This is a genomic window from Microbacterium plantarum (genome assembly GCF_035231185.1).
Taxonomy (GTDB): domain Bacteria; phylum Actinomycetota; class Actinomycetes; order Actinomycetales; family Microbacteriaceae; genus Microbacterium; species Microbacterium plantarum.
On the sequence record NZ_CP141117.1, the window covers coordinates 3,021,155 to 3,045,175 of the forward strand.

Genomic DNA, 24,021 nt, shown 5'->3' on the forward strand with positions numbered 1-24,021 from the left:
ACGGCATCAGCGTACGCTCGTTGCCTGCGAAGGTCGCCCACAGTTCGCTCTGAGAAACACCGATAATCGACGTTATGTCAAAAGCTTCCCGGGGCGCCCGATGCTCGTGACGCACCTAGTCCCGTCCAACAAGGGCGGGCCGACGCGACGTCCCGCCCGCTCATGAACATGCCTCCCGCGCGGCGCATAGACGGGTGAACGACAACCAGCTAGGTGCCGAAGTCGTCTGCTGCAAGGCGTGTTGGCGCTAGGGTATTTACTGAACCGCTTGTGCGCGCTCGATGTATTAAAGTAAAGTGATGACGACGGGTGGTCGACACGGGGAGATGTCATGGACGCAGGAGTCACGCTGGGCGAAAGTGAGTGGTTTCGCAAGCGGTTCGGTCAGGTAGCACCGGCAGTCGCAGAGGGGCTCATCAGGGCTGGCCGCGCGGCGCATGAAACCTCTGCCGAGACGAAAACGGCAAGCGGCCTGTCGACAGACGAGCCCTACGGCGCCACATTTTGGCAGGTCCTCGCGCTGACCGTCGTCGAACAGCTCGCCGCGATCCAAGGCACCCGAACTGTTCGCCCGAAAGGCAGCAGATTCGAGATTCCCGTTATCAGCGGAACCACCGTGTACGCCGCTAAGTGTGCATCGCGCTCTGGTCGCAGCGCTGGCCGACTGCTGCTGAGCTGGTCTCACTTTCGAGACGAGCTTCTGAGGGAAGTCGAGCGCCTCCCCGACGAGGTGCTTCCGCTTGCCGAATGGCAGGACGAGGAGGACGCAGAACTAACGCCCCCCACCTCCGAATCCGAAGCGGTCGTGCTCGTGACCTACGTTGCCAGCGACCGCGGCGGCCTCGAACGCATCTTCATCGGTGACGGCTACCTAGATTCCGACGGCGCGGTGATCTGGGTTCACCACGAAGAGCTCCCTGTGAAGGTGCAGCTCGACCTCGCACACATGATGCCGCGCGCTGCGGTCACCCGTTTCGATGAGGCGCCGATGGACGACCTCGACATGTCGGCGCGAGACGACGCGTTGGAAGGAACTCCGTGAAGCTCGTATCCGACAGCGGCGGTCGCGCAGATCCAGCCGCGGTTGCGCGAGCTTTCGATCCCGAGCGATTGCGGCAGGCGCGCCAGCTTGCCCTACGCACCAAGCAGGATGTGGCGCATGCAGTCGGCGTGTCCGCGGCGGCCATCGGTCAGTTCGAGTCCGGTGTCACCCCACCGCGCGCTGACACCGTCGACAAGCTCGCCGCGTTCCTGAAAGTTCCCGTGGCGTTCTTTACGGCTGGCCGACCCCGCGCGCAACTCGAGTCGGGAAGCGTCTTCTTCCGCAGCCTTCGCTCTACGACCGCTAAGCAACGAAGTAAGTCCGTGTCTTATACCGAGCAGGTATGGGAGCTCGCGAACGCTCTTGAGCGGCACGTACGCTTCCCCAACATCGACATCCCAGGCTTCTCCGGTGGTGAGGTAGCGCCGGGCAGTTTCTCGGCGGACCCGGCGGCCGCAGCTCAGCAACTCAGGCATGCGTGGCGACTGGGCGATGGTCCCATCTCGCAGATGGTGCGACTTGCGGAGACGAAAGGCATTGTCGCGGTCCTCGTGCCGATGGTCGAGGACGAGGTTGCGAAGATCGACGCGTTCTCCACCGTCGCGCTCAACCGGCCGATCCTCGTCCTCTCCCCCGACCGCGCTGACGACGTCTACCGGCACCGATTCAGTGCCGCCCATGAACTGGGCCACATCATTCTCCACGGCGGCCGTACCGCCGGAACAGTCGACATCGAGCGCGAGGCGGATAAGTTCGCCGCTGAGTTCCTCACCCCAGCTCGCGTGATGGAGTCTCGCCTGAGAACACGGCTGGACATGGCCGACGTGCTGGCAGTCAGTCGAGAGTGGGGTATCGAGCCCCGCTCGGTCGTGTATCGCAGCCGAGAGCTGGGCAAGATCTCTGAAGCCACCGCTCGGCGTGGATACATCCGGCTCAACCAGATGAATATTCCGCACGAGCCGGTAGCCCGTTTCCCCGGCGAGCTCCCCTCGCTGCTATCCAAGGCAGTCGAGTTGGCGGAGCAACGGGGCGTGACGATTCCTGAGCTGGCAAGGGAGCTGGCGTGGTCGCCGGCCCACGTCCGCAGAATGCTTGGCGCTCAGGATGACCGGCCACACTTAACGCTGGCGGAGTAGGACCGACCGCCCCGCTAGCAGCCGAGCCGGTCAAGAACGACGCGGCGAGGGGTGCTTCGAACGGGTTCTTTCGAAAAAACGCTCCATGGGATTGAAACGAGAGTCGCGCTGACTGAGCATCTCAAGAGTGCTCAGCGCAACCTAGGCGCCGTGAGCGGGTACGGGAGGCCCGAGTAGCTGGATGGTGGGTCAGACACGACTCGCATCCGCTCTCGGGGCTCGCCGATGGGTCGAACACGTGGCATAATAGGTGACGCAGACCCCCCCGCAGCAGTGCGGACCAGGGGGTCTAGCTGTTTCTAGGGCTATATCTGTTCGGGCGTTCGATGGGGATCCCGTACGGAGATGTATCGGTCGTACCAGTCCCACGCGAACTGCTGTGACGGGTGTCGCTCCACGCTAACGAAGGCGCACCAGGCGACCAGATCTGCAATCTGGATCAGCTGCGACATCCACGATTGCGTCATGATGGGGTCCTCGAGGATGCGTCGACGGTCAAGCTCCAAGCCGCGATGTGCGGTCTGGTAGGAGGTGTCGGTGCCGTCGCCGTCCACAAAAACCATGCCGTACTCTCCCGCTTCGCGAAGCTCTTCTTCCCACCGCATGATGAGGGCTCTGTACACCTCAACCTTCTGCGAGGCTGGCGGGTTTGGCGAGTACCTGCGGTAGACGGCGCCGGCGGTCATCCCCTCCATCGAGCTGATCTCATCGAGGAGGAGCGCCGCCACCTCGCGCCCTAGATCTTTCCAGTAGGTGATGCCGTTGTGGATGTGTTTTTGAGGGGGACGGTCGGTTACGTGCCTGCGGCCGTGGATGTAGTCGGTGGAGTGGAGTTCGGTCTCCACGTGAATGCGAAACTCACGGTAGAGCCGTTTGCGCAGCTCCAGCCACCGCCGAAGAACGAGGGGCCAGTGGCTAGGGGCGAAATGTACCCAGCCATATACAACGAGGCCGCTTTGCTGGTGCCCCGAATCATCCACGTAGACCAAGCGGGCAAGAGGATCAGGCACGGAGCAACGCTACCGCCACGGCCCGCACAGGAGGTGCGGCCGAGCTTGCCTACTGGTACTGCCGAACTGCTGCCACCTGTAGAGCGTCAGCAGTTCGTGGAGGATGCGTTCGAGCCCGTACTCGACCGAGCATTCAGTGTGCTGAGGTGCGTTCACCCCGCGCCTGGGTCTCGGCGGCGCGTGGCGCGCATCACAATCGGTCACACTCCGCGTCCGCTGCGTCGAGCACGGCTCGCATTGCCGGATCGTTCGCCGCATCCATACGCGGGTCGGGCCCCCAGTGGAAGACGCCGTGCCGCGAATCCCGCCACTCCGGTTCGCTCGAGGGACAACCGTCGCGCGCGAACGAGCCCCAGGCATCCATCATTCGTCGCGACAACGCCGTGGCGGGCGCGGGCCCGTCCGCCGTGCCGAACACCAGCGGGAGTTCCCCGGAATGCCCTGGGTCGACACCGTCGAGGCCGTCGGGATCGAAGACGTAGGCGAACGTCGGAGCGTCTACGCGAGCCGCAACTACACGAGCTACCGGCGAGCGGTACATCACCTCCGACAGCACAGCCTCGCGCAGGTCACGGGCCGTCGGCACGCTCCGCCGATCGTTCTCGTACGCGGCCGCCAGCTCGTCTGGATGGGCCTTCGGGGCAACTGCGCCGAGGAGGAGATCGAGCGCACGCGCGTCGTCTGGTGAGTCGCCCAGCCACGGCAGCGCTTCATACCGGTTGGTACCGGTGAGGAGGGGAATCGCCGAGCCCGTTCCCGTTGCGAATTCCTCCAACGGGCGTCGGTGCAGGAGCCGACCGTCGATGACGGGACGGAAGGGCAGGGAGTCGATCGCGGCGGAGGCCGAGCGTTGTTCGATCAGGCGCGTCTGCGCCCGCAGAAGCGCCTTCGTGGAAAGTGCACGTAAACCGGCCGTTGACGACACCCCGGCAGCGCACGCGAGCTGCTCGCGGATCTCCTCATTCTGGCTGAGGGAGTGAGCGCGTTCGGCGGTGCAGCTGTGCGCGATCACGCGGTGGAAGAGGGAGGAGTCGGCCGCGATGGCGAGAAGGGTGAGCACGTCGACGCCGCCCGACGACTGCCCCATGACCGTCACCGAGTCAGGATCGCCACCGAAGTCTGCGATGTGCGCGCTCACCCAGCGCAGCGCGGTGAGCTGATCGTGCAACGCCGCATTCGCGCCATCACCTGCGCCGTCGTCTTCCATCAGTAGGTAACCGAATGCTCCCAGGCGGTACTGCACCGCGACGACGACGAGGCCCTGGGTCTCGGCTAGACGCGCACCGTCGGTGACGGGGTCCGCCGCCCCGCCACTGACGTGCGCGCCGCCGTGGATCCAAACGAGCACGGGCGCACCCTGTGCAGACCGCGGCGACCATACGGTGAGGTGCAGGCAGTCCTCGTCACCGTCGGTGTTCGGCTGGGGCGCAAGGGCCACCAGACGGTCCTGGCTAAGAGGTTCGAGCGCGGGGCGTCCGAATCGAGCGGCACGCGCATAACGGATACCGCGTTCGACACGTACATGGGATGACGAAGAAAACGCTTCTGTCATCGCGTCTCCTCGCCACGCCGCAGCATCGTGCGATAGTAGCCGTCGAGTGCGGCCAATACCGCCCCGAACAAGCACGCGAGGCTCAGCGCTTGAAAGCTCGCCCACGACATTGCGCCGAACCGACCGTTGATCCGGTCGAGGTCGAAACCCGCCGCGCGCACGTGCTCGGCGCTCGTGGTGACCCGCTCTACCGCGACGGCCTCGAGCCCGTGGGCCCGCGTGACCGGCATCAGCGAGCCCATCTCGCTGATGCGCGTGGACAGATGTTCTACCTCTCGGCGGAAGTTCTCATTTGCTGCGAATGTCCGTCCGCGCAGCCACCGGATGAGCAGGACTGCGATCGGCACCGTCACTGCGAAGAAGACGAGGAAGACCGGCGCGCGGACCGCCATCGTCGCGCTCGCTCCGATCAGCACGGATGCCGCGGTAAGGATCGGGCCGAAGCTCTGCCGGAGCATCAGCTCCACGTTCTCGACGTCCCGGATTAGCTTGGTCTGCGTGAGCGCGCTTGCGGACCGCGAGTGATAGCTGAGCGAGAGCGTCTGGAGGCGCTGGGTGAGGCTGCGGCGCAGGTCGGCGCCGAGCCCGCGCACGGCTGAGAAGTAGGCGCGCACGTAGACCGCGTTTGCGGCAACGTTCACGGCGATCACGGCGGCACCGAGCACCGCCCACGGCACGAGCGCTGTCGGTTCAGAGCGCGCGATGAACAGGTCGATGACCTCTGCTGTAACGATGGGCAGTACCCATAGTGGACTGTCCTTCACCACGAAGGCCGCGACCGCGAGGGTGACGCGACGCCGGTGGGGGCGCAGATATGGGTGGAGGGCGCGGACGCTCGTCACGACGGCACGGTCACAAAGGCCGCCTCGTCGATCCGCAGGGCCAGGCTCGCCGCCCCCAGCAGCGGCCCCTCATCGCCGAGCCCCGACGAGTTGATGCGCACGCGTCGGGCGTAGGGGAACAGCGCCGCATCGCGGGCCGCCTCGCGCACGATGTCGATGTAGTCCGCGCGGACGCGGGAGAATCCGCCTCCGATGGCCACGGCATCCAGGTCGAGCAGAGTGGTGACACTAGCGATCGCTTGACCCACCAGCCGCGCCGAACGCCGCGTCGCCTGGTCGGCAATGGGATCGCCGTCGAGGACGCCGCGTGCGAGCTCCTCTCCGCTGACGCCGTCCCAGCCGAGGCGGCGAGCCCACCGCACCGCGGCGGGACCAGAGGCCACGGCCTCGAGGGTGCTGTCCTCGACGGCCTCGGTCGGCTCGTCGACGTGCACGTGAATTTGACCGATGTGGCCGGCGTTGCCCGAGGCCCCCGCGAGGGGGCGCCCGTCGGCGATGATCCCCCCTCCGACCCCCGTGGACACGACCATGCTCAGCGACACTTCGCTCCCCCGCGTCGCCCCGAGCCAGCTCTCCGCCACGGCGATGCAAGTGCCGTCTAGACGTAGAACGGTGGGCACGGCCGCGGCCTCCGCGACGATGTCCCGCACCGGCAACCCCCAGAGCAGCGGGAGGTTGTGCGGGCTGATCGAGCCCGCGGCGAGGTCTACCGGACCCGCCGAACCAATGCCCGCGGCCGTAACCGGCGCGGGGGATGCAGCGAGGCTCGCGGCGACGCTGTCGCGCAGCGCGGCGACGGTCTCGGCGCGCTCTCGGGTCCGACCCGTTGAGCGCCGCGAGCGCGTGCCCGCGACGATCGAGCCCGCACCGTCGACGACGGCCGTTTCGAGCTTGGTGCCGCCGATGTCGACGGCGAGGACGAAGGTGTCGTGCATGGGTGTTCCCTCGACGGAAGTGGGGAGGGCGGCGCCCTCCCCACTTCAGGTCAGTTCCAGTCGGCGACGAGCTGATTCGACGAACGCAAGACGGCGGAGTCGCAGAACTGCTCGGGGGCGGCGTCGCTCCCGCTCTTCACGTGAAAGGTGACGGATTCCCCGGGAAGCAGCGTCACGAGCATGTCGTCGACAACCGCCTCCGGGTCGACCTTGTCGACCAACAGCGCAATGTCGCGCACGAGGTTCGCGGCTTTAACCGTCACCTCGTACCCGGATTCCGTGCGCCGGGCGCTGGTGGTGAGCTCGGCGCGTCCAAGGGCGGAGTCGCGATGCTCGGCGAAGAACCACAGCCCGCGGGCGCCGTCTGATTCGACAACGACGAGCTCGTTCGCGGCATCGCCCGGTTCGGCCACCTCGGCGGGGAGCGAGAAGGTGAACGTCCCTCGCGCCTCGATGTCGAGGACGATCTCCGCCTCGGCGAGGACCGTCCCATCGAACGCGACGCGGCGGGCTACCGCAGGGGCGGACCATGCCGATGATGCGTCGTTGACCGCGATGGCTGCCAGGCCGCCGTCACGTGGCTGGATCGTCAGCAGCCGATCGGCGTAGACGTGCCGCAGGGCGTACAGCAACGGCTTCGCGCGGCCGTATCCGTCGACGGCGGCCCACGAGGTGACCGGCCAGCAGTCGTTGAGCTGCCACACGACCGACCCCATGCAGCGTGGTGACTCCGAGCGCATGTGCTCGATCGCGACGGTCACGGCCAGCGCCTGGTTCAGCGACATCGCCCAGTGCCAGTCCTCCGTGTCATCCGGTAGCGGAAGGTGGGCGACGAGCCCGTCTGTCAGCTTGTCGTTGCCGTCGGTAGCCTTCTGGTGATGGAACATGCCGGGCGATTCGGGCGTGAGGGGCGAGTCGGAAATGGCATGGGTGATGGTCGACCAGGTCGCTGGCCCCTGCCACCCGAACTCGGCCACGAACCGCGCGTGGATGTCGCGGTAGGCCGGATAGTCGACGCGGTTCCACAGCTCCCAGAGGTGCACGGAGCCGTGGTCGACATCGTTTGCGAAGATTTCGGGGTCGCCCGACCACGGGCTCGCCGGGGTGTACGCTCGGGCCGGGTCGAGCTCGGCCACCAATCGCGGAAGCAGATCAAGGTAGTAGCCCAGACCCCAGGTCCGGCCCTGCAAACGCTTGGCCCAACCCCATTCCTCGTAGCCCCAAACGTTCTCGTTGTTGCCGTTCCACAACGCGAGACTCGGGTGCGGCATGATGCGCGCGATATTATCGCGGGCCTCGGCCTCGACTTCGGACCATAGTGGCTCCTCTTCGGCGTAGCTCGCGCACGCGAAAAGGAAGTCCTGCCAGACCAGGATCCCGCGCTCGTCGCACAGATCGTAAAAGTCGTCCGATTCGTAGTATCCGCCGCCCCAGATGCGGAGCAGATTCATGTTCGCGAACTCCGCCTGGTCGAGCCGGTGGGCCAGGCGCCCCCGAGTGACGCGGGTGACGAACGCATCGTCCGGGATCCAGTTGGCCCCGCGGATCCAGACCGGTTCGCCGTTGACGACGAACCGGAATGAGGTTCCTTCGTCGTCGCGCTCGAGCTGCACGTCGATGGTGCGGAAGCCAACACGGTGTGCCCGCTCAGCGAGACGTTCACCGTCGTGTTCCAGCGAGACAGTGAGGTCGTACAGTGGCTGCTCGCCGAAGCCGCGCGGCCACCACAGCTTCACGTCGTCGACCCGCAGCTCGACGACGCCGGAGGTTTCACCGTCGACGAGATCGAGGTGCACGACCCTCCCGTCCGCGAGCGCGACGTCGACACGATAGTCGGCGTCGTTGGCGCGCTCGATCTCGACGTGCACGGCGACGACACCCGTCGTGCCCTCGACCGTGACGACGGGGCGGGCGGTCGCCAGGCGGGCTCCCGACCACGCTTCGAGGCGCGCCTGCTTCCAGATGCCGGACGAGGCGGCGTCGAGGCCCCAGTCCCATCCGAAGTTGCAAGCGGCCTTTCGCACCGCGTTGAACGGGTGGAAGTAGGTGTGAGGGCGGTATCCAATCTCGAGGCTGGCCTTATCAGCCTCCGCGACAGGCGATGCGAAGCTCACTACGAGCTCGTTCTCTCCCTCGCGCAGCGCCTCGTCCACGCCGAAGCGGTATGTGCGGTGCTGGTTGCGCGTGCGCCCGAGGATGTGACCGTTGAGAACGATCTCAGCGAACGTGTCGAGTCCCTCGAAGACGAGTTCGTGGCGGTCCTGACCGTCAAACTTCCATACGAACCGCGTCGCGTACTCCCATGCGCTCTGACCAATCCAGGTGACCTGTGTCTCGTTGCGGTCGAGGAAGGGGTCGGGAATGAGCCCCGCGTCCAGTAGAGCGACGTGCACGAGGCCGGGCACGCTCGCCGGAACCGTGCGGCCCGCGATGTTGGCGGGAACGGGCCCGTCAAGGGCTCGAAGATCCCACACCTCGGGAAGAGCGGTGATACGGGCGGCGACAGGTCGTGCGGTGGTGACATCGGTCATTTGGTGGCTCCAGAGGTGAGTCCGTTGTAGATGAATCGCTGCAGGAAGAGGAAGGCGACGAGGGTGGGAATGATGACGAGGATGGTGCCGGCGGCGATGACTTCCCACTGTGACCCGAACGGCCCCATGAAGCGGAACAGCGACGTCGAGATCACTCCGAGATCTCGCGACGGCATGTAGAGGAAGGGGATGTAGAACTCGTTGTAGACCGCGATTCCCTTGATGATCACAACCGTCGCGATGGCCGGCTTGAGCAAGGGCAGGATGATGCGCCAATACACAGTGAAGCGGTTCGCGCCATCGATCATTGCTGCTTCATCGAGGGCAACCGGAATGTTCTGCATGAACTGCAAGAAGATGTAAATCGCAATGATGTCAGTGCCCGTGAATAGAACGATTGCCGCCCAGCGGGTGTTGAACAGGTCCAGCGCGCTAATCACCTGGAAGGTCGCTACCTGCGTGGTGATGGAGGGTACCAGTGTCGCCAGCAAGAAGACACCCGTGACGAGGCCGCGTCCACGGAAGCGGAAGCGGTCGACAGCATAAGCCGTCATCGTGCCTATGAGGATCGTGCCCGTAATGGATATGACCAGGATGATCCCGGTATTGAGGAAGCCGGTCAGCATGCCGCCCTGCGAGAAAGCGACGACGAAGTTCTCAAAGTTCAGCCAGTTCGACGGAGGGTCAAGCGGCCCGGTAGTGCGATACTCCGCCGATGTCTTAAACGCCAGAGCGAAGATCGTCACGATCGGCAAGAGAGCGAACAAGCATGCGACGACCAGTGCGGCATACTTCAGGACTGCGGCGATCCACCCGAGGTCAGCATGCCGGCGGGAGCGGCGACTTGGTGAGGGCTGGGATGGCACAGTCGTTCGGCTGAGAGTGCTGGTCATCACACGCTCGCTTTCTCATCAGGGAAGAACCGTCTCTGTACCGCAGTGATGACGAGCACGATTGCCAGCAGCACAACGGCCATTGCCGATGCCAACCCGACCTGCGCGAAACGGAATGCGGTGTCGACCGTCTGTATGACAAACGTCTCGGAACCGTTAGCCCCGCCGGTCATGATGTACGGCATCTCGAACGCGGACAGAGCACCCGAGACGGCGAGGATCAAAGAGAGCCCCAAGATGCGACGGATGCTGGGGAGGATGATGAAGCGGAACTTCTGCCAGGAGTTCGCGCCGTCGAGATCCGCGGCCTCGTACTGTTCAGCCGGGACCGATTGGATTGCCCCGAGGAATAGCACGAAGTTCAACCCCATGTAGCGCCACACGGACGTTGCCGCCAGGGAAACATTCACGATGGAAGGGTCGCCGAGCCATTGCGGCGGGTCGACGACGCCAAAGGTTGCCAATACAGCATCCAAGGTTCCGCCCGGACGGAAGAAAAATAGGAACATCAACCCGATGGCGACGCCATTGATGAGGTAAGGGAAAAAAATGACGCCCTTGAAGAAGTTCTTGAACCGGGTGCGGAAGCTGAGCAGGACGGCGAATAGTAATGCCAGACCCAACTGCGCCATCGCCCCTACGAGATAGTACAGACTGACCGCGAATACCTGGAAGTACTCCGGGCGGGTGAAGATCGTTACGTAATTGTCCAAGCCGACGAACGCTTGCTGCGGGCTGAGACCGTCCCAGTCGGTGACGCTGTACCAAAATGAGTTCACTACAGGTACGTAGGTGAACAGGATCAGGAACCCCAGCGGCACGAAGAGAAAAAGCCAAGGTGTGATGCGCCAGCCCCGGGCGGCGGACCGACGGGGGCCCGCTCGACGTAGGCGTCGGCGGGCAGGAACGGTTTCGAGGGGGGTGCCTTCGGCGATGGCCATCGCACGCACTCCTTTCCGGAGAGGTGATGTGGGGCGGGCTCGCTGCCCGCCCCACATCGGAGTGTTACTGGGTGTCGGAGACCGCCTGGCCCCAGCGCGAGTTGAGGTCGGCGAAGAACGACTCCTTATCGCCGGCACGCGCACCTCGCGCCGTGTCGATGATCTGCTGCCGGTACTGCTCACCGAAGAGGGTGATTTCTGCCGAGTTGGCGATGTCGGTGATGCGGCTCTCCTCTCCCTCGGGACGAGGATCGAGCTCGATGTACTGCACCCCCAGGTCGGTGAAGTCAGACAGGGTGACAGGAGCATCGTCAGCCTTGATGGGGCTGATGGCACCCTGGCTCTCAGCGAAGCCAGATTCGTTCTCGAACCAGTTCAACCAGGCTTTGGCGGCCGGCTTGTTGTCCGAGTACTTGCTCACGGCGAGCAGTTTGTCCGTAGCGGTCACGGATGTGAACTGACCGTCGGTCTGCCATGGCATGGGCCAGAACCCGATGGTGTCGCGCGACTTACCCACGGCTTCTGCCGCATCCTGCATCTGACTTACGGCCCACGAACCGAGGACCATCGAGCCGATCTCGCCGTTGGCGAGGAGCGTCTTGGACTCCTCCCAGTTGGTCGTTGTCGGGTCTGGCTCACTCAGCCCGGCTGCAACCGTGTCGTACAGCAGGCTGTCAATCTCATAGATGTCTACGCCTTCGCTCCATGGCGCGTTGTCGGTCTGCATGTCATTGAGTGCGCTCGGTCCGGTCACGCCCCCGATGTTCCCGGCGAGCGAAGAGAGCGGCCACCCGTCCGAGTAGTTGGTGTAGTACGGGATGACGCCGGTGTCTTTGATCGCCTGCAGGGCGTCGAGATACTCCGCCTCGGTTGCGGGGGGCGTGGTGATACCGGCGGCGGTCCACACGTCACGATTGAAGACATATCCCATCGCCGAGCCGAATGTCGACAGCCCGTAAACGGTGCCGTCGTAGGTCGCGTCGCTAATGAAGCGGTACGTCTCGCTCAGTTCGTCTTCGTCTCCGAGGGGCTCGAAGAACTCGGGGTACTGATCGCGCGTGACGTTCGAGGTGGGGATGAGTAGTACATCGCCGTAGTCGCGCGAGTTCAGGCGGATGCGAACGTCGCCCTCGTAGTCGGTGAGGGCTTCGAACTTCACCTGGACGTCGGGGTAGGTCTTTTGGAACTCGGTGACGTAGTCGGCAAAGACGGTGTCGACGATGTCGGTGCGGTTGGTCAGCACTGTAATTTCGCCTGACGGGTTCTCATCGGTGCTGGCGGGTCCGCCGCCGGAGCAGCTGGACAGTGCGAGAGCAGCCACGGTGGCGAGGCCCGCGAGGGTGATGACATGCCTTTTCATGGGTTCTCCTTCGGGTTGGTGCGGCGGCTGCTTCGCCGCCGCACCGGGTGTGTGGTTCAGGAACGGGAGCGACCGCGACGCGAAGCGACGCTGCCGACACCGGCAAGCAATAGCAGCGCGCCCAGGACAGCGAGGCCGATCGGAGCGGCCGCTCCTGTCGTGGCTAGTGATCCCGAAGCGTCGGGCCCGGGCGCCGGTTCGGTGGCAGAGTTGGGTGAATCACCCGGGGCGGGGTTCTCGCCGGGGACCGGGGTGGGTCCGGGCGTGTGCTCCGGTCCCGGGGTGGGCTCGGGATCGGGAACGATGGCGGGTGCGAAGGCGGTGACATCATCCACGAGTAGTGAGCCTTGCGTGGTACCAGCGAGGTAGAGCGAGATTTCCGTGACCGATGACAGGTCCAGGCGGGATTCGCCGGCCCATGCGGGGGGCGTGAACGTGTCGAAGGCGAGTTCGAGACGCTGGGCGCCGGTCGTCTCGACGGGTACCTGCGTTTCCCAATATCCACCCGACGCGACGAATTGCACGGTGACCGTTGCACCAACGGGGGCATCGAGGGTGAGGCCGATTCCTTCATAGCCGAACCAGCTGGCGGCCTCGGGCAGGGCGTGCACCACGCCGGCGTAGCCCGGGGCGCCGAGGTCGTAGGAAAACACGCCCGAGTGATTCGCGGTGTTTTCGTCGGCACGCAGGACCGGGGTGATCTCGCCACCACCGGTGTTGCGCACGTAGGCAGCAGCCAGAGCGGCGTCATCGGCATACGACTCGAAGTCGTCGATCACGAGGTCGGTGATCGGACGGGCAGTCGTAGTGAAGCTCCACGTCGGGGACGTAGACGTGCCGAGGCCGTTAACCGCCTCGACGCGCCAGTAGTACGTCGTCTGGGGTCGCAGATCGATCGCCGGGCGGTAGGACGAGGAGGTCAGCCCGGTCTCCGTTGCGACCACGTCGGTTAGCGCGGCATTGGTCGCCAGCGTGAAGCGGTAGTACGCGGCGTCTGCGGCGGGCAACCAGCGGAAGGTGGGGGTGGCGCGGACATCCCTCTGGCCGTCGGCCGGGGCTTCGGCGACCACCGCACCGGGCGCTCCCAGCTCGGGGGCGTTTGGCGAGAAGAGTGAGATCTGTGACAGCTGCGGCGTCCACACTTCACCCTGGGCGCCATCCCACGACACGCGCAGATGGTTCACGTCCTCCAGATCCCGCAGGCGATAGACGTAGCGCTTCCAATTGCCGTCGCCGCCGTCGACCGCGGGCTCCAAGGTGCGCCACTGCTCACCGTCTGCTGATCCCGACAAGGTCAGTGGAATCACGGGTTGGTCGGGCCAGTAGTAGCTCACAAGGTCAGCGCCCGAAATGCCCTCGTATGACCACGTTACGGATGCCCCGCCGTCGGCAGCGTCGCGTTTGAGGCGGGAGGCGTCGCCCGAGAACAGGGCGGGATTGCCTGTGTCGAACGACAGGCTGCCGCTGTGGGCGGACGTGCGGCTGAAGTCGTCGAGGGGATCGAAGAGAGCCACGCGCGGCGCGGTGCTCGACACGGTAGCGCGCTCGAGCACGGCGTCCTGCGCCCACGACACCCGCACATATTCGCCGTTGAGGTCAGATGCCAGGACTTCGGTGGCCGCGTCGACGTCGCGGAGCGTCGTCGATACGGTCGTCCAGGTCGATCCGTCGACGCTGACGCTTACCTCCGCGCCGTCGGCGTCGGTCAGACGGAAGGCAGCCTCCCGGATGCCTGCGGCGCGCCAGGTGGCCGTTGCGGTAGCGTCCACGGCTCGTGCGCCCTCTGGGGCGACGAGCTCGGCCCCGCTGTGAGCCGCCGCGACCCGCCAGTCCGAAAGAGGGTCTACAGTCACCGTCCCACCCGCGGACCGGACGGGCTGCGAAGCGGTGGTGGTTCCGTCGAGGGCACGCGCCACCACTCGGTATGCGGCTCCCGCGGGCGATTCGTAGTCGGTAACGGGAGAGTCCTGGGCCCCCACCGGGGCAACGGTCAGGTCGTCCCACGCGCCGCCGTCGATGCTGCGCTGTACGACGTAGTCCTGCGCTCCTGCGGATCCGCGCCAGGCGACACGGTTGATGGCGTTGGTTTGTTCGATCGAGACGATGAGCGGCGCGTCGGGCGCGCCCGTGGCCGCAGCCAGACCGAGGTCGCTGCTGTAACCGCTGATCGCCTCGACCGACTGTCGCATCCGGTCGGTCTCTCCGGGGTAGTGCAGGGTGAAACCGTCGTCGTGGGGCACGAGACCACCGCGGTCGTTGTTTCCGAACAATGACCAGAAGAACATCCCCGATACATTCGCGTCCGCGGCGGCGGATTCGAGTAGTTCGCTGGAAGCCGCGGTGGAGGCGTATTCGCCCGCGATGTAGACCTTCCCCGCGGCGGCGACTGTGGCAGCGTCTGCCGACACCTTCTGCGCCGTCGGTGGGTAGTAATGGACGTCGACGATATCGAGGTCGGGTGCGGCTAGCGTGTCAGGATCAATGTCGAACCGGCGTCCTGCAGCGATCAGCTGCTGCGGCGCGCGCTCTGCGATGAAGTCAACTTGAGCGTTGATCCATTCAAGAGTCATACCCTCGAGCTCGTTGCCGAGCTCCCATGCGAGCACGGTGGGATCGTCGACGTATCTCACCCCGGTGAGCGCGTTCGTGCGCGAAAGGATGACGTCGACGTACTCCTGGTACGCCTCGATTGCTTCCGGCGAGCTGTAAAAATCGGATGACTGTAAGCCCAGCGGTGTGGTGAAGTCGCGGTGACCGCCGTGGTAGTACTCCCACTCGTCGGTCAGCGGAAGGATGAGGCGGATGCCGAGGCTGCCGGCGTACGCGACGGCGAAGTCAATCGTCTTGAACGCCTCTTCGTTGTACTCCCCCAAGCGAGGCATGATCGCGAGCGGGTTCGCGTCGTTCTGACCGGTCGAGGTCATCATGTGCGACCGCACAACATTCACACCCATGCGGCTCGCGGTGTCGAGAACGTCCTTGATGCGGAAGTACGTGGGAAAATCGACTCCCCCGACGTTCTCGTCGAGCCCAAGCCAGTAGATGTTGGTACCGCTGGCACGAAAGGTCTCACCGTCGAGGATCAGGCGAGCACCTTCGCGCTCGACGAACGTGGTGTTCTTCGATGTGAGTGCGAAGGCGGACGCCCCGGGAGCTGCCATCGCTACAGGAGCTGTAAGTAAGGACCCGGCGATCACAGAGGCGCTGAGCGTCGCGGCGAGGAGGCCGCGAACGGGGGTTCGGGAATGAGACAACGACCAGGCTCCTTTGACCGGCGGATACGGGCACGCCCTGCGGCGATGAACCCAGCATCCGCCAAGCAGTGGAGCAGGTCAAGAGGTTAAATAAATAACTTATGTAACAGGTTCGTCACGGTCAGAGCTACGTCGAACGCGCAGCGCAGCATCGGCGGCGTGTCGCACGTCCGCCCTTGCACCGTCGATCACGTCGAGCATGGCCTCGCCGATGAGGCGCCCAACGGCACGGGTGTCGCGAGCGATAGCACTTAGAGGAGGTGTCGACAGTTGCGCCTGGATCGAGTCGTCCCACGCGATGATCGCCAGAGACCCGGGCACTTCCCGCTGTGCCGCCCCCGCCGCATCAAGACCACCGAGAGCCATCAAGTCACTGTCGTACACCGCTGCGGTGATGTCGGGATGCTCCGCCAGTGCTGCTGCGGTCGCCGCCTCCCCCGATGCGCGCGAATAGTCGCCCGTCGCCAGCCGCGCGACGACATTGCCGTCGTCGCATGACTGAGAGAAGGAGTTGCGGCGCGACAGGGAGTGTCGGATGTGCGTCGGTCCGCCGACGTGGAGGATTTCGCGGTGGCCCTGCGCGATGAGGTACTGCGCGGCGATACGCATAGCGGCGTCGTCGTCGGTCCACACTGTCATGAGACTCTCCGGGACCGGCGGCCCGACCACTACCGTCGGGAGCCCGAGTTCGATAGTGAGCGCCGGGCGCGGGTCGTCTTCCTCGATGTCGACGAGGAGCACGCCGGCTACTGCCCCCGCGTTCACCCAGGAACGGTATAGCCGCTCCTCGTCCGCACGCGAAGCGAGCACCCTCAGCAGCACCGAATGGCCTTCGGGCATGGTGGCTTCTTCGATGCCGACTATGAGGTCATGAAAGTACGGCTCGGCGCCGAGGATCTCGGTATCGCGAACCAACGCAAGACCGATGGGGGGTTGCATCTGGGCCACGGGTACGATCCTCTCGCGGGTTCATTCGGCCCTCGTAATCTATCTAGCACTGCAGGAGGCGACACGATGGCACGTCCACAGGCGACGCCGGAGTCTCCTGGTAGCCGTGCGCTCGTCGTAGACCTCATCCGGTCAGCCGGACCGATCAGTCGCACGGAGCTCACGACGGCAACAGGCCTGACGCAGCCAGCAATATCGCTCATCGTTCGCAAGCTCCTCGATGATGAAGTCATCATCGAGGCCGGAACCGTCCCCTCGACCGGGGGCAAGCCGCGACGTCTGCTCGACATCAACAGGCGAGCGCGCCACGGCGTCGGCGTGCAACTGGGTTTCGAGTCGATGACCCTGGTCGCCACTGACACCAACGGCGGCGTGGTCGCGCGAGAGCGCCTTCCCGGCGCCGGCACTGATCAGCCTTCGAGCGTCATCGAGCGTCTCTCCCAATCACTGCGCGCGTTTATGGCGGCCGCCGACATTCCCGCGGCGAGCGTGGAAGGCGTCGCGGTCGTCCTGCCGGGGCCCATGCGCACCGACCCGGGAACGATCATCGAAGCTCCGACCCTGCCGCACTGGCGCGACGTTGCGCTCAGGTCGGATCTCGAGGCATCCCTGCGGATGCCGGTGCTGGTCGATAACGATGCCAGCGCTGCCGCCCTCGGCGAGTTCTGGAGTCGCGGAGTTTCGCGTTACCACGCGTTCGCTTGCGTATACATCGGCTCGGGCATCGGCGCCGGAGTCGTCGTCGACGGAGCACTCTTCCGTGGATCCAGCTCCAACGCCGCCGAACTCGGGCACATCACCATCGACCCCGCTGGGCCCGAGTGCTTCTGCGGGAATGTTGGGTGCCTCGAGGCCGTCGCGGCACCGCGGGCTGTCGTGGCGCGGGCCCTGAGCGAGCACGCGACACGCGAATCGCTCGACCTCGACAGACGCGCCACAGTCGCGCAGAACTGGGAGATACTCTCGCGCGCCGCGATAGAGGGCCATCCGCAGGCGGAGGCCCTGCTGGCACAGAGCGCACGCTCGGTGGCAGGAGCGACCCTGACACTGACCAACTTGTTCGACCTTGACGAAATCGTGCTATCGGGTCCCGGAGTCGCAACGGCCGGCTCGATCTTCGTGCGGCAAGTGCGGAAGGCTCTGAGCCGGGCGTTCTCCAGGAAGGCCCATCCCACCTCGGTGGAACTGTCGATCAACCCGACCGACTCGGCGGCGATTGGCGCCGCTGCGCTCACGCTCCAAGGACAGCTTGCGCCCGGTCACGGCCCGGCGCTGCGATTCGCCGGGCCGTGACGACGGTCACGGCAGGCCCACCTCACCCTGGTTCAGCACACGTGGGTGGAAGTACGCCGCCTGAATCTCGGCATTTGTGTTGTTCTGGCGCAACTGCTCTGACCAGATCATGAAGTACGACCACCGCGTCTGAGACGTGAGGAGGCTCGCAGTAGGAGCCTTGCCCATCTCAGCGATCGCAATGGGTTTGCCACCCGCGATGCTCTGCATCTGCGAGTAATCGCTCGAGCTCGGGAAACTTTTGTACCAGACATCGAGTGAGGCGACGTCGACGTAGGACGAGCCGGGGTAGTAGCTCGACCAGTTGGCGTTCGGATTGTCCTGGACGTTCCATACCCACACCAGGTTGGTCAGCCCTTGAGCGTCGAAGTAGTCCTTCATCTGCTGGTAGATCTTGGCGCTGCCGTTCACTCCGGGGCGTCCTCCCCACCAGTTCCAGGTCTCGTTCATCTCGTGGAACGGCCGGAACAGCACCGGTACCCCCGCGTCGCGCAGCTCTCGCAGGTAGGGGACGACCTCGGCCATCCGCTGACGCCAGGTGGTATTCAATGCTGTGCCGCCGGTGATGATCTGCTGAAACTGCGCGTCGGAGATATTGCTTTTGACGCCACCCTCGAAAGCGCAGGTGCTCGGACCGGTCGGTGGGCAGGCGTGCCATGCGATGGTGACGAGCGAGCCATTGCGCCATTCAGTTTTAGCCTGATCGACCATCCGTTGACGATTCGCGGCATCGGTGGCGGCGAAGAACAGGTCGCCGCCCCATAGCCCCGGGTATTGACCCGTGATGTCCTTAACCTGCTGCGTGTACTGTCCCGGCTGCGACGCGGGTTCTTTGTTGTGCTGACCCGAGACAATGCTTGTTCCTGAGATGGACTGTAAGTACTGGATCACGCTCGCCCGCGTCGAAGGCTGAAACGCCTCCGCCGAAGTGGACGGCTGAACGACCGACGTGATGCAGGCAGCGGCCACCGCGAGCGCGAGGACACTGAGCAGTCGTGTTCGTTTCATGGGCTGGACCCTCCTCGTCATTGAGAACTTCAGCATGACGAAAAGAGCGACCTCCGTCCAGACTTAGATCAGTTATTTATGGGTTGATGGCCGCCCGGACGCTCCGTTGTTGGCGGCACCGTCCTTGGCGTCGAGTGCACCGGGCCTCTGCTCACCCGCTATCATCAATAGCACTAACAGGGTTGCCGCTGCGCTGGAGCCGCAACCACAACGTGGACGGCGGCGACCAAGCTCAGTGCGTTGCAGCCGCAGCCACTGCGCCTACGACGGCCCCGCCGGCCGCAATGCTGGCGATCCTCCAGCCGCGGCGTGCGCGCTCGCTCACCGGCCAAGCTCCGCGTGCCGGGGAGGAAGGGCAGGTCGCTGCTGGCAAGGCTCCGCTTGCCCCCGCGCCCGATGTGCGACCCACCGCAAGCCGAGCGCCAGAGAAGCGTGCTGCTGCGGTCCAGCTCGCTTCAGGGGTGCTGCAGCGGCTTCGTCCACTGGTCGATCTGGGACTGGGCTACTTGTCGTTGAGCCGGACGACGCCAACGCTGTCGGGCGGCGAGCTACAGAGACTCCGGCTCGCGACGCAACTCAGCTCTGATCTTTTCGGGGTCGTCTACGTCCTCGACGAACCATCGGCGGGGCTGCATCCGCAGGACGTGGCGGCGCTCCTCGAGATCCTGGATGGACTCAAGGGGCGAGGGAACAGCCTGTTCATCGTCGAACACTCCGTGGCTGTGATGCGGCATGCGGACTGGCTGGTCGACATCGGCCCCGGCGCCGGTGAACACGGTGGCCGCGTGCTCTACAGCGGCACGCCCGACGGGCTCGCCGACATCAAGGAGTCCGTGACACGCGGATACCTCTTCGGCGGCCGCGGTCTCCCTCTTCGCACACCCCGTGAGGCACGCAGTTGGCTGCGCCTCGAGAACGTGACGCGGAACAACCTGCACGACCTCACGGTCGATATCCCATTGGGTGTCTTCACCGCCGTCACGGGCGTGTCCGGGTCCGGCAAGTCGAGCTTGGTCAGCCAGGCGCTTCCAGCGCTGCTTGGCGACCGCCTTGGCCGGGCCGTCCGGGCCGATGACGAGCCGGTCAGCGACGAGTCCCTCCTCGCGGATGCGCCGGAGCGTCTCGATGGGCGCGTCGCCGGGCCCGTCACCGGTGTACAGCGGCTCGTCACCATCGACCAGCGGCCCATCGGCCGGACCCCGCGGTCGAACGTCGCCACCTACACCGGGCTGTTCGATCACGTACGTCGTCGATTTGCAGACACCCCGGAAGCTCGTTCCCGCGGGTACAAGCCTGGCCGATTCTCCTTCAATGTCGCCGGCGGGCGCTGCCCGACCTGCGAGGGCGAGGGATCGGTGATGGTCGAGCTCCTCTTCCTGCCTTCCGTGTACACCGAATGCCCCGACTGCCACGGCACCCGATACAAGGCATCAACGCTCGAGGTCACGTGGCGGGGGCGCACGATCGCTGACGTGTTGTCGATGAGCGTCGAGGAGGCGAACCTGTTCTTCGTGGGCGATGAGGAGATCACTCGATCGCTGGCAGCCTTGTCGGATGTCGGACTCGATTACGTCCGGCTGGGTCAACCGGCGACCGAGCTTTCCGGGGGTGAAGCGCGGCGTGTCAAGCTCGCAACCGAGTTGCAACGCGCGCAGCGCGGAGACACGCTATACGTCTTGGACGAGCCGACCTCCGGGCTCCACTGCGCCGACACGGATCGTCTGGTCGCGCATCTGCAGACGCTGGTCGATGCAGGCAACACGGTCGTCGCCGCGGAGCTGGACATGCGCGTTATCGCGGTGGCCGATCACGTGATCGATCTTGGACCCGGCGCGGGCGACGCCGGCGGGACCGTGGTTGCAGCTGGTACGCCCGCTCACGTCGCGGATAAGGGCGTCGGTGCTTCCGCGGGCTACCTCGCTGCCGCACTGCAGGCAGCGACCAACGTGACCCCATCGTGACGAGCGTGCCGCTGTGCGATATGAGAACCGGACAGCGGCACGCTCGACGAGGTCGTGGTCTCAGGCGGGGAGCTTCGAGGCCAGGACGTCCAACTTCTCGATCGTCGGCTCGCTGAACAGTTTGCCCGTCTGCTCGCCGAGAGCGGTCGCAACCGCGCCAGACAGGTGCGCGTCGCGGCCGGCATCATCGGGGAACACGTCGAAGATCCCGAAGGAGGACGGTCCGAGGCGGATCGCGAACCACGCGACGGTGGCCGGTTCCTCCTCGACGAGTCCTCGCCCGATGCCGAGAAATTCCTGGACCTCGTCTTCCTTGCCAGGCAGGGCCTCCAGCCTGACAAGCAGTCCCTTCGTCACGCTCATGACGTCACCTCTTCCTGGGCGGCCATATCAGTTCGCCTTCTTCTCGGTCGACATCCCGGGCTTGATGAGAACCTTGGTCCAACCCTTTGACCGAGCGTCGAAGTTCTTGTACGCGTCGGCGGCTTGGTCCAGCGAGATCTCGTGGGAGACGATCCAGGAAGGGGTCGCCTTGCCGGCGGCGATCAAGTCCCGCAGCTGGCGGTTGTACCGCTTGACCGGGGCCTGACCGCTCCCCAAGGTCTGACCCTTGAACCAATGCATTCCGAAGTCGATGGCCGCCTTTCCCTGCTTGGCCAATTCGTCCTTGGCTCCGGGGTCCTGGGGGACGAACACGCCGACGGTGCCGATTCCTCCGGTGAAACGCACCGCGTTGATGAGCATGTTCATCGTGGCGGCGGTGTCCTCGTTGCCCTGGGGATCGTGGGCCTGGTAACCCACGCATTCGCAGCCCCGGTCAGCTCCCAGCCCCATCGTCTCGTCGAGCACAGCCTGCACGGGATCGACCTTGGAGTCATCGATGGCGATCGCGCCGATCTGCTCGGCCAACGCGAGCCGGTCAGGGTGGCGATCGACCACCATCACCTTCGCGGCGCCCTTGATCATCGCGGACAGGGCGGCCATAAGCCCGACCGGACCTGCACCGGCGATGACAACGCTGTCGCCCGGGACCACCCCGGCCATCTCGGTAGCGTGGTAGCCGGTGGGGAAGATGTCGGAGAGCATGACGTAGTCGTTCTCCTTCTCCTCCGCATCCTCGCCCAAGCGCAGTGCGTTGTGGTCACCGAAAGGCACACGGAGCAGTTCCGCTTGGCCACCGCCGTAGGGACCCATGTCGGCGAACCCGTAGGCCGCACCGGCGAATGATGGGTCGGGCTGGGTGGTGAGGCAGTAGTTGGTCAGGCCGCGTTCGCAGTTCTTACAGAATCCGCACGAGATGTTGAAAGGGAGCACAACCCGGTCTCCGACCCTGACCTTCTCCACACCACTACCGACCTCGATGACCTCCCCCATGTTCTCGTGACCGAACGTCCGGCCCACCTCGAAGGAGGTCCGCCCCTCGTACATGTGGAGGTCCGAGCCGCAGATGTTCGTCGTCGTCACCCTGACCAGCACATCGGTAGGGCGCTCGATCTTCGCGTCCGGGACGTCCTTCGTGCTGACCTGACGGGGTCCCTCGTACACCACTGCCTTCATGTCCACTCCGATCCGATGTGTTGCTCGGTGTTTCTTTGGTAGGGCCTCGACAACGCTGGGCCCTGCGCGAGACAGCAAACGCCCCCACCGAACGACATGTCAAGGGGCTCGCCTTGAGTTGATGTGTTTGATGAGGAGCCGGTACCGCAGAGGGGTAAGCGTCACGACTGTGGTCGTCAGCGCGGGCCCTGTGCCAACCAACGCGGCTGTGCGAATCAGCGGTGAGTAGCGCGCCGCTTGCGCTCGCAAGCGCCGCCGGTCACGCGGCGGACGACCCGTCGGGTTCGATGCCGCCGACTACAAGGGCCGCAACGTCATCGAGCGCCACTACTGCCACTCCAAGCAATGGCGTGGACTCGCCACCCACTTCGACAAGCATGCGATCGTCCATCGCACCGCAGTGATCCTCAACGCCGTCATCGCCTGGACCCGGCTATTGTCAGACACGCCCTAGGTCGTCAGACGATGGCTGCTCGGAGTTCCGCGGCGGCAGCACCGACATCGGGAGCGCCGTAGATCGCGCCTCCCGCCACAGCCACCTGCGCCCCAGATTCCTGCACCGAAGCGATCGTCGAGCTATTGATGCCGCCTGCGACTGAGAACGGCACGCCCGAAGCTTTGCCGTCCTCGAGCAGGGTGGCAAAGGTGAAGCCCTCTTCGGCCTGCTCGTCGAGGCCCGCGTGCATCTCGACGAACTCCGCTCCAAGTGCAACGACCTCCTTCGCACGCTTCGCCTTGTCGCTCACGCCGATGAGATCGACGACAACGCCCTTACCGTGCTTCTTCGCCGCCTTCACGGCACCGGCAATCGTGCTGTCACCGGCGCTACCGAGAACCGTCACGAGATCGGCACCCGCAGCGAAGGCAATATCAGCCTCGAGCTCGCCGGCATCCATCGTCTTGAGGTCGGCGAAGACGACCTTGTCGGGGTGGGCCTTCTTGATCGCGGTGATCGCCGAAAGGCCAGCACTCTTGATAAGCGGGGTACCGAGCTCGAGGATGTCGACGTGCGGCGCGGCGGCAGCAGCGAGTTCGAGCGCGGCCTCGGTAGAGAGGGTGTCCATGGCAAACTGCAGTTTCATTTGGATTCCTTTCGTGCAGTGGTTTGCGTCATTCGAGATTTGCGTGGCGAGGCCAGAGCTCATCAGCGGTCAAGCCGGAGCGGCACCAGAGTGTGTGGAAAAGCGCGTCGCCGAGGACAACGACCAATTGCTCGAAGAGACTGCCGGCATACTGCTCAGATGCCGTTTCAGAGCGATCAAGCTTGCCCGCAGCCGGCACGACTACCGTGACGGCTGCCAGCGTTGCGAGCGGAGAGTCTGGGACTGTTGTAATCGCCGCCACCCGGGCGCCAGCATCGACGGCTGTCTGTGCCGCGCGCACGATGCCGTCCGTTGTTCCGGAACCGCTGGCAGCGAGGAGCAAGTCACCTGGTTCGATCGCAGGAGCGGTGACCTCCCCGACGACGTGGACGGTCAGGCCAAGATGCATGAGTCGCATCGCGGTCATTCGCAGCGCGAGCCCCGATCGGCCTGCACCCAGCACGAAGACTCGCGGAGCAGCGCCGACGATATCCGCGAGCTCCGCCAATTCCGCCCGGTCGCGAGCGATCAGTCTGTCGGTGGCGAGTTCGAGTTCGCGGGCGATGCGGCTGAGCGAGTTGCCCACACCGATTTCGAGGACGTCCATCGCCCCATCATCACGGCCGTCGGCCGCGTTGGCTCCTCCGCAAAGGACCAGGCCAACCTACCCGTAGGC

Annotated in this window: 18 protein-coding genes and 2 pseudogenes; 5 read left to right on the top strand and 15 right to left on the bottom strand. The window is 65.0% G+C overall.

Annotated elements, in window-relative coordinates:
• Window positions 1-331: 331 nt before the first annotated feature.
• Window positions 332-1,042 carry a hypothetical protein gene (locus tag VC184_RS14575; RefSeq protein WP_323986736.1) on the top strand — a complete coding sequence of 237 codons (711 nt, stop codon included), beginning with the start codon at window positions 332-334 and terminating at the stop codon, window positions 1,040-1,042.
• The gene (locus VC184_RS14580) at window positions 1,039-2,178 is read left to right on the top strand and encodes an XRE family transcriptional regulator (RefSeq protein WP_323986737.1); all 1,140 of its coding nucleotides are present in this window, start codon (window positions 1,039-1,041) and stop codon (window positions 2,176-2,178) included. The genes VC184_RS14575 and VC184_RS14580 overlap by 4 nt, the downstream gene beginning before the upstream one ends.
• A 305-nt stretch (window positions 2,179-2,483) precedes the next feature.
• Here VC184_RS14580 and VC184_RS14585 read toward each other — a convergent pair whose 3' ends face one another.
• The 10 genes from VC184_RS14585 to VC184_RS14630 all read right to left on the bottom strand — a co-directional run bounded on the left by VC184_RS14585 (window position 2,484) and on the right by VC184_RS14630 (window position 16,435).
• A complete protein-coding gene (locus tag VC184_RS14585) occupies window positions 2,484-3,188 on the bottom strand; it encodes a DUF3800 domain-containing protein (RefSeq protein ID WP_323986738.1) in 705 nt (234 codons plus the stop codon).
• A gap of 190 nt (window positions 3,189-3,378) precedes the next feature.
• Window positions 3,379-4,740, bottom strand: coding sequence for a carboxylesterase family protein (locus VC184_RS14590; protein ID WP_323986739.1), 1,362 nt, complete (start codon window positions 4,738-4,740; stop codon window positions 3,379-3,381).
• Entirely contained in the window at window positions 4,737-5,582 is an 846-nt protein-coding gene (locus VC184_RS14595; RefSeq protein WP_323986740.1) for an ABC transporter transmembrane domain-containing protein, read from the bottom strand. Before VC184_RS14595 ends, VC184_RS14590 begins: the two co-directional genes overlap by 4 nt.
• Complete coding sequence (locus VC184_RS14600; RefSeq protein ID WP_323986741.1) at window positions 5,579-6,517, bottom strand: ROK family protein; 939 nt, start codon at window positions 6,515-6,517, stop codon at window positions 5,579-5,581. Before VC184_RS14600 ends, VC184_RS14595 begins: the two co-directional genes overlap by 4 nt.
• A 50-nt stretch (window positions 6,518-6,567) precedes the next feature.
• A complete protein-coding gene (locus VC184_RS14605) occupies window positions 6,568-9,048 on the bottom strand; it encodes a glycoside hydrolase family 2 protein (protein ID WP_323986742.1) in 2,481 nt (826 codons plus the stop codon).
• Window positions 9,045-9,941, bottom strand: coding sequence for a carbohydrate ABC transporter permease (locus tag VC184_RS14610; protein ID WP_323986743.1), 897 nt, complete (start codon window positions 9,939-9,941; stop codon window positions 9,045-9,047). The genes VC184_RS14605 and VC184_RS14610 overlap by 4 nt, the downstream gene beginning before the upstream one ends.
• The gene (locus tag VC184_RS14615) at window positions 9,941-10,882 is read right to left on the bottom strand and encodes a carbohydrate ABC transporter permease (RefSeq protein WP_323986744.1); all 942 of its coding nucleotides are present in this window, start codon (window positions 10,880-10,882) and stop codon (window positions 9,941-9,943) included. Before VC184_RS14615 ends, VC184_RS14610 begins: the two co-directional genes overlap by 1 nt.
• A 64-nt stretch (window positions 10,883-10,946) precedes the next feature.
• Window positions 10,947-12,242 carry an ABC transporter substrate-binding protein gene (locus tag VC184_RS14620; protein ID WP_323986745.1) on the bottom strand — a complete coding sequence of 432 codons (1,296 nt, stop codon included), beginning with the start codon at window positions 12,240-12,242 and terminating at the stop codon, window positions 10,947-10,949.
• Window positions 12,243-12,298: 56 nt separating this feature from the next.
• The gene (locus tag VC184_RS14625) at window positions 12,299-15,403 is read right to left on the bottom strand and encodes a cellulase family glycosylhydrolase (protein ID WP_323986746.1); all 3,105 of its coding nucleotides are present in this window, start codon (window positions 15,401-15,403) and stop codon (window positions 12,299-12,301) included.
• A 192-nt stretch (window positions 15,404-15,595) separates the two neighbouring features.
• A complete protein-coding gene (locus VC184_RS14630) occupies window positions 15,596-16,435 on the bottom strand; it encodes a LacI family DNA-binding transcriptional regulator (protein ID WP_323987776.1) in 840 nt (279 codons plus the stop codon).
• Here VC184_RS14630 and VC184_RS14635 point away from each other — a divergent pair.
• The gene (locus tag VC184_RS14635) at window positions 16,367-17,737 is read left to right on the top strand and encodes an ROK family transcriptional regulator (RefSeq protein WP_323986747.1); all 1,371 of its coding nucleotides are present in this window, start codon (window positions 16,367-16,369) and stop codon (window positions 17,735-17,737) included. The genes VC184_RS14630 and VC184_RS14635 overlap by 69 nt on opposite strands.
• 6 nt (window positions 17,738-17,743) lie before the next feature.
• On the opposite strand, the gene VC184_RS14640 is transcribed toward VC184_RS14635, so the two are convergent.
• Window positions 17,744-18,745: a glycosyl hydrolase gene (locus VC184_RS14640; protein ID WP_323986748.1), complete on the bottom strand. Its 1,002-nt coding sequence runs from the start codon at window positions 18,743-18,745 to the stop codon at window positions 17,744-17,746.
• A 368-nt stretch (window positions 18,746-19,113) separates the two neighbouring features.
• On the opposite strand from VC184_RS14640, the pseudogene VC184_RS14645 reads away from it, so the two are divergent.
• Window positions 19,114-20,706: pseudogene (locus VC184_RS14645) on the top strand (excinuclease ABC subunit A); the annotation flags it as partial.
• 60 nt (window positions 20,707-20,766) lie between these two features.
• Here the strand turns inward: VC184_RS14645 and VC184_RS14650 are convergent.
• Together VC184_RS14650 and VC184_RS14655 are read right to left on the bottom strand one after the other, a co-directional pair.
• Complete coding sequence (locus VC184_RS14650) at window positions 20,767-21,069, bottom strand: putative quinol monooxygenase (RefSeq protein ID WP_076697299.1); 303 nt, start codon at window positions 21,067-21,069, stop codon at window positions 20,767-20,769.
• Between the two features lie 27 nt (window positions 21,070-21,096).
• Window positions 21,097-22,263 carry a glutathione-independent formaldehyde dehydrogenase gene (locus VC184_RS14655; protein ID WP_271174932.1) on the bottom strand — a complete coding sequence of 389 codons (1,167 nt, stop codon included), beginning with the start codon at window positions 22,261-22,263 and terminating at the stop codon, window positions 21,097-21,099.
• 244 nt (window positions 22,264-22,507) lie between these two features.
• On the opposite strand from VC184_RS14655, the pseudogene VC184_RS14660 reads away from it, so the two are divergent.
• Window positions 22,508-22,717 (top strand): annotated as a pseudogene (locus tag VC184_RS14660) (IS5/IS1182 family transposase); the annotation flags it as partial.
• A gap of 4 nt (window positions 22,718-22,721) precedes the next feature.
• Here VC184_RS14660 and hxlA read toward each other — a convergent pair.
• The gene (gene hxlA / locus VC184_RS14665) at window positions 22,722-23,345 is read right to left on the bottom strand and encodes a 3-hexulose-6-phosphate synthase (RefSeq protein WP_271174940.1); all 624 of its coding nucleotides are present in this window, start codon (window positions 23,343-23,345) and stop codon (window positions 22,722-22,724) included.
• Window positions 23,346-23,373: 28 nt separating this feature from the next.
• Window positions 23,374-23,952, bottom strand: a complete 579-nt coding sequence (gene hxlB, locus VC184_RS14670) for a 6-phospho-3-hexuloisomerase (RefSeq protein WP_323986749.1) — start codon at window positions 23,950-23,952, stop codon at window positions 23,374-23,376.
• Window positions 23,953-24,021: the final 69 nt, after the last annotated feature.

Bases quoted from the DNA above. Each gene is read 5' to 3' on its own strand.
- VC184_RS14575 (WP_323986736.1), top strand. From the start codon at position 332: ATGGACGCAGGAGTCACGCTGGGCGAAAGTGAGTGGTTTCGCAAGCGG.
- VC184_RS14590 (WP_323986739.1), bottom strand. From the start codon at position 4,740: ATGACAGAAGCGTTTTCTTCGTCATCCCATGTACGTGTCGAACGCGGT.
- VC184_RS14600 (WP_323986741.1), bottom strand. From the start codon at position 6,517: ATGCACGACACCTTCGTCCTCGCCGTCGACATCGGCGGCACCAAGCTC.
- VC184_RS14605 (WP_323986742.1), bottom strand. From the start codon at position 9,048: ATGACCGATGTCACCACCGCACGACCTGTCGCCGCCCGTATCACCGCT.
- VC184_RS14610 (WP_323986743.1), bottom strand. From the start codon at position 9,941: ATGACCAGCACTCTCAGCCGAACGACTGTGCCATCCCAGCCCTCACCA.
- VC184_RS14615 (WP_323986744.1), bottom strand. From the start codon at position 10,882: ATGGCCATCGCCGAAGGCACCCCCCTCGAAACCGTTCCTGCCCGCCGA.
- VC184_RS14620 (WP_323986745.1), bottom strand. From the start codon at position 12,242: ATGAAAAGGCATGTCATCACCCTCGCGGGCCTCGCCACCGTGGCTGCT.
- VC184_RS14625 (WP_323986746.1), bottom strand. From the start codon at position 15,403: ATGGCAGCTCCCGGGGCGTCCGCCTTCGCACTCACATCGAAGAACACC.
- VC184_RS14635 (WP_323986747.1), top strand. From the start codon at position 16,367: ATGAAAGTACGGCTCGGCGCCGAGGATCTCGGTATCGCGAACCAACGC.
- VC184_RS14630 (WP_323987776.1), bottom strand. From the start codon at position 16,435: ATGCAACCCCCCATCGGTCTTGCGTTGGTTCGCGATACCGAGATCCTC.
- VC184_RS14640 (WP_323986748.1), bottom strand. From the start codon at position 18,745: ATGAAACGAACACGACTGCTCAGTGTCCTCGCGCTCGCGGTGGCCGCT.
- VC184_RS14650 (WP_076697299.1), bottom strand. From the start codon at position 21,069: ATGAGCGTGACGAAGGGACTGCTTGTCAGGCTGGAGGCCCTGCCTGGC.
- VC184_RS14655 (WP_271174932.1), bottom strand. From the start codon at position 22,263: ATGAAGGCAGTGGTGTACGAGGGACCCCGTCAGGTCAGCACGAAGGAC.
- hxlA (WP_271174940.1), bottom strand. From the start codon at position 23,345: ATGAAACTGCAGTTTGCCATGGACACCCTCTCTACCGAGGCCGCGCTC.
- hxlB (WP_323986749.1), bottom strand. From the start codon at position 23,952: ATGGACGTCCTCGAAATCGGTGTGGGCAACTCGCTCAGCCGCATCGCC.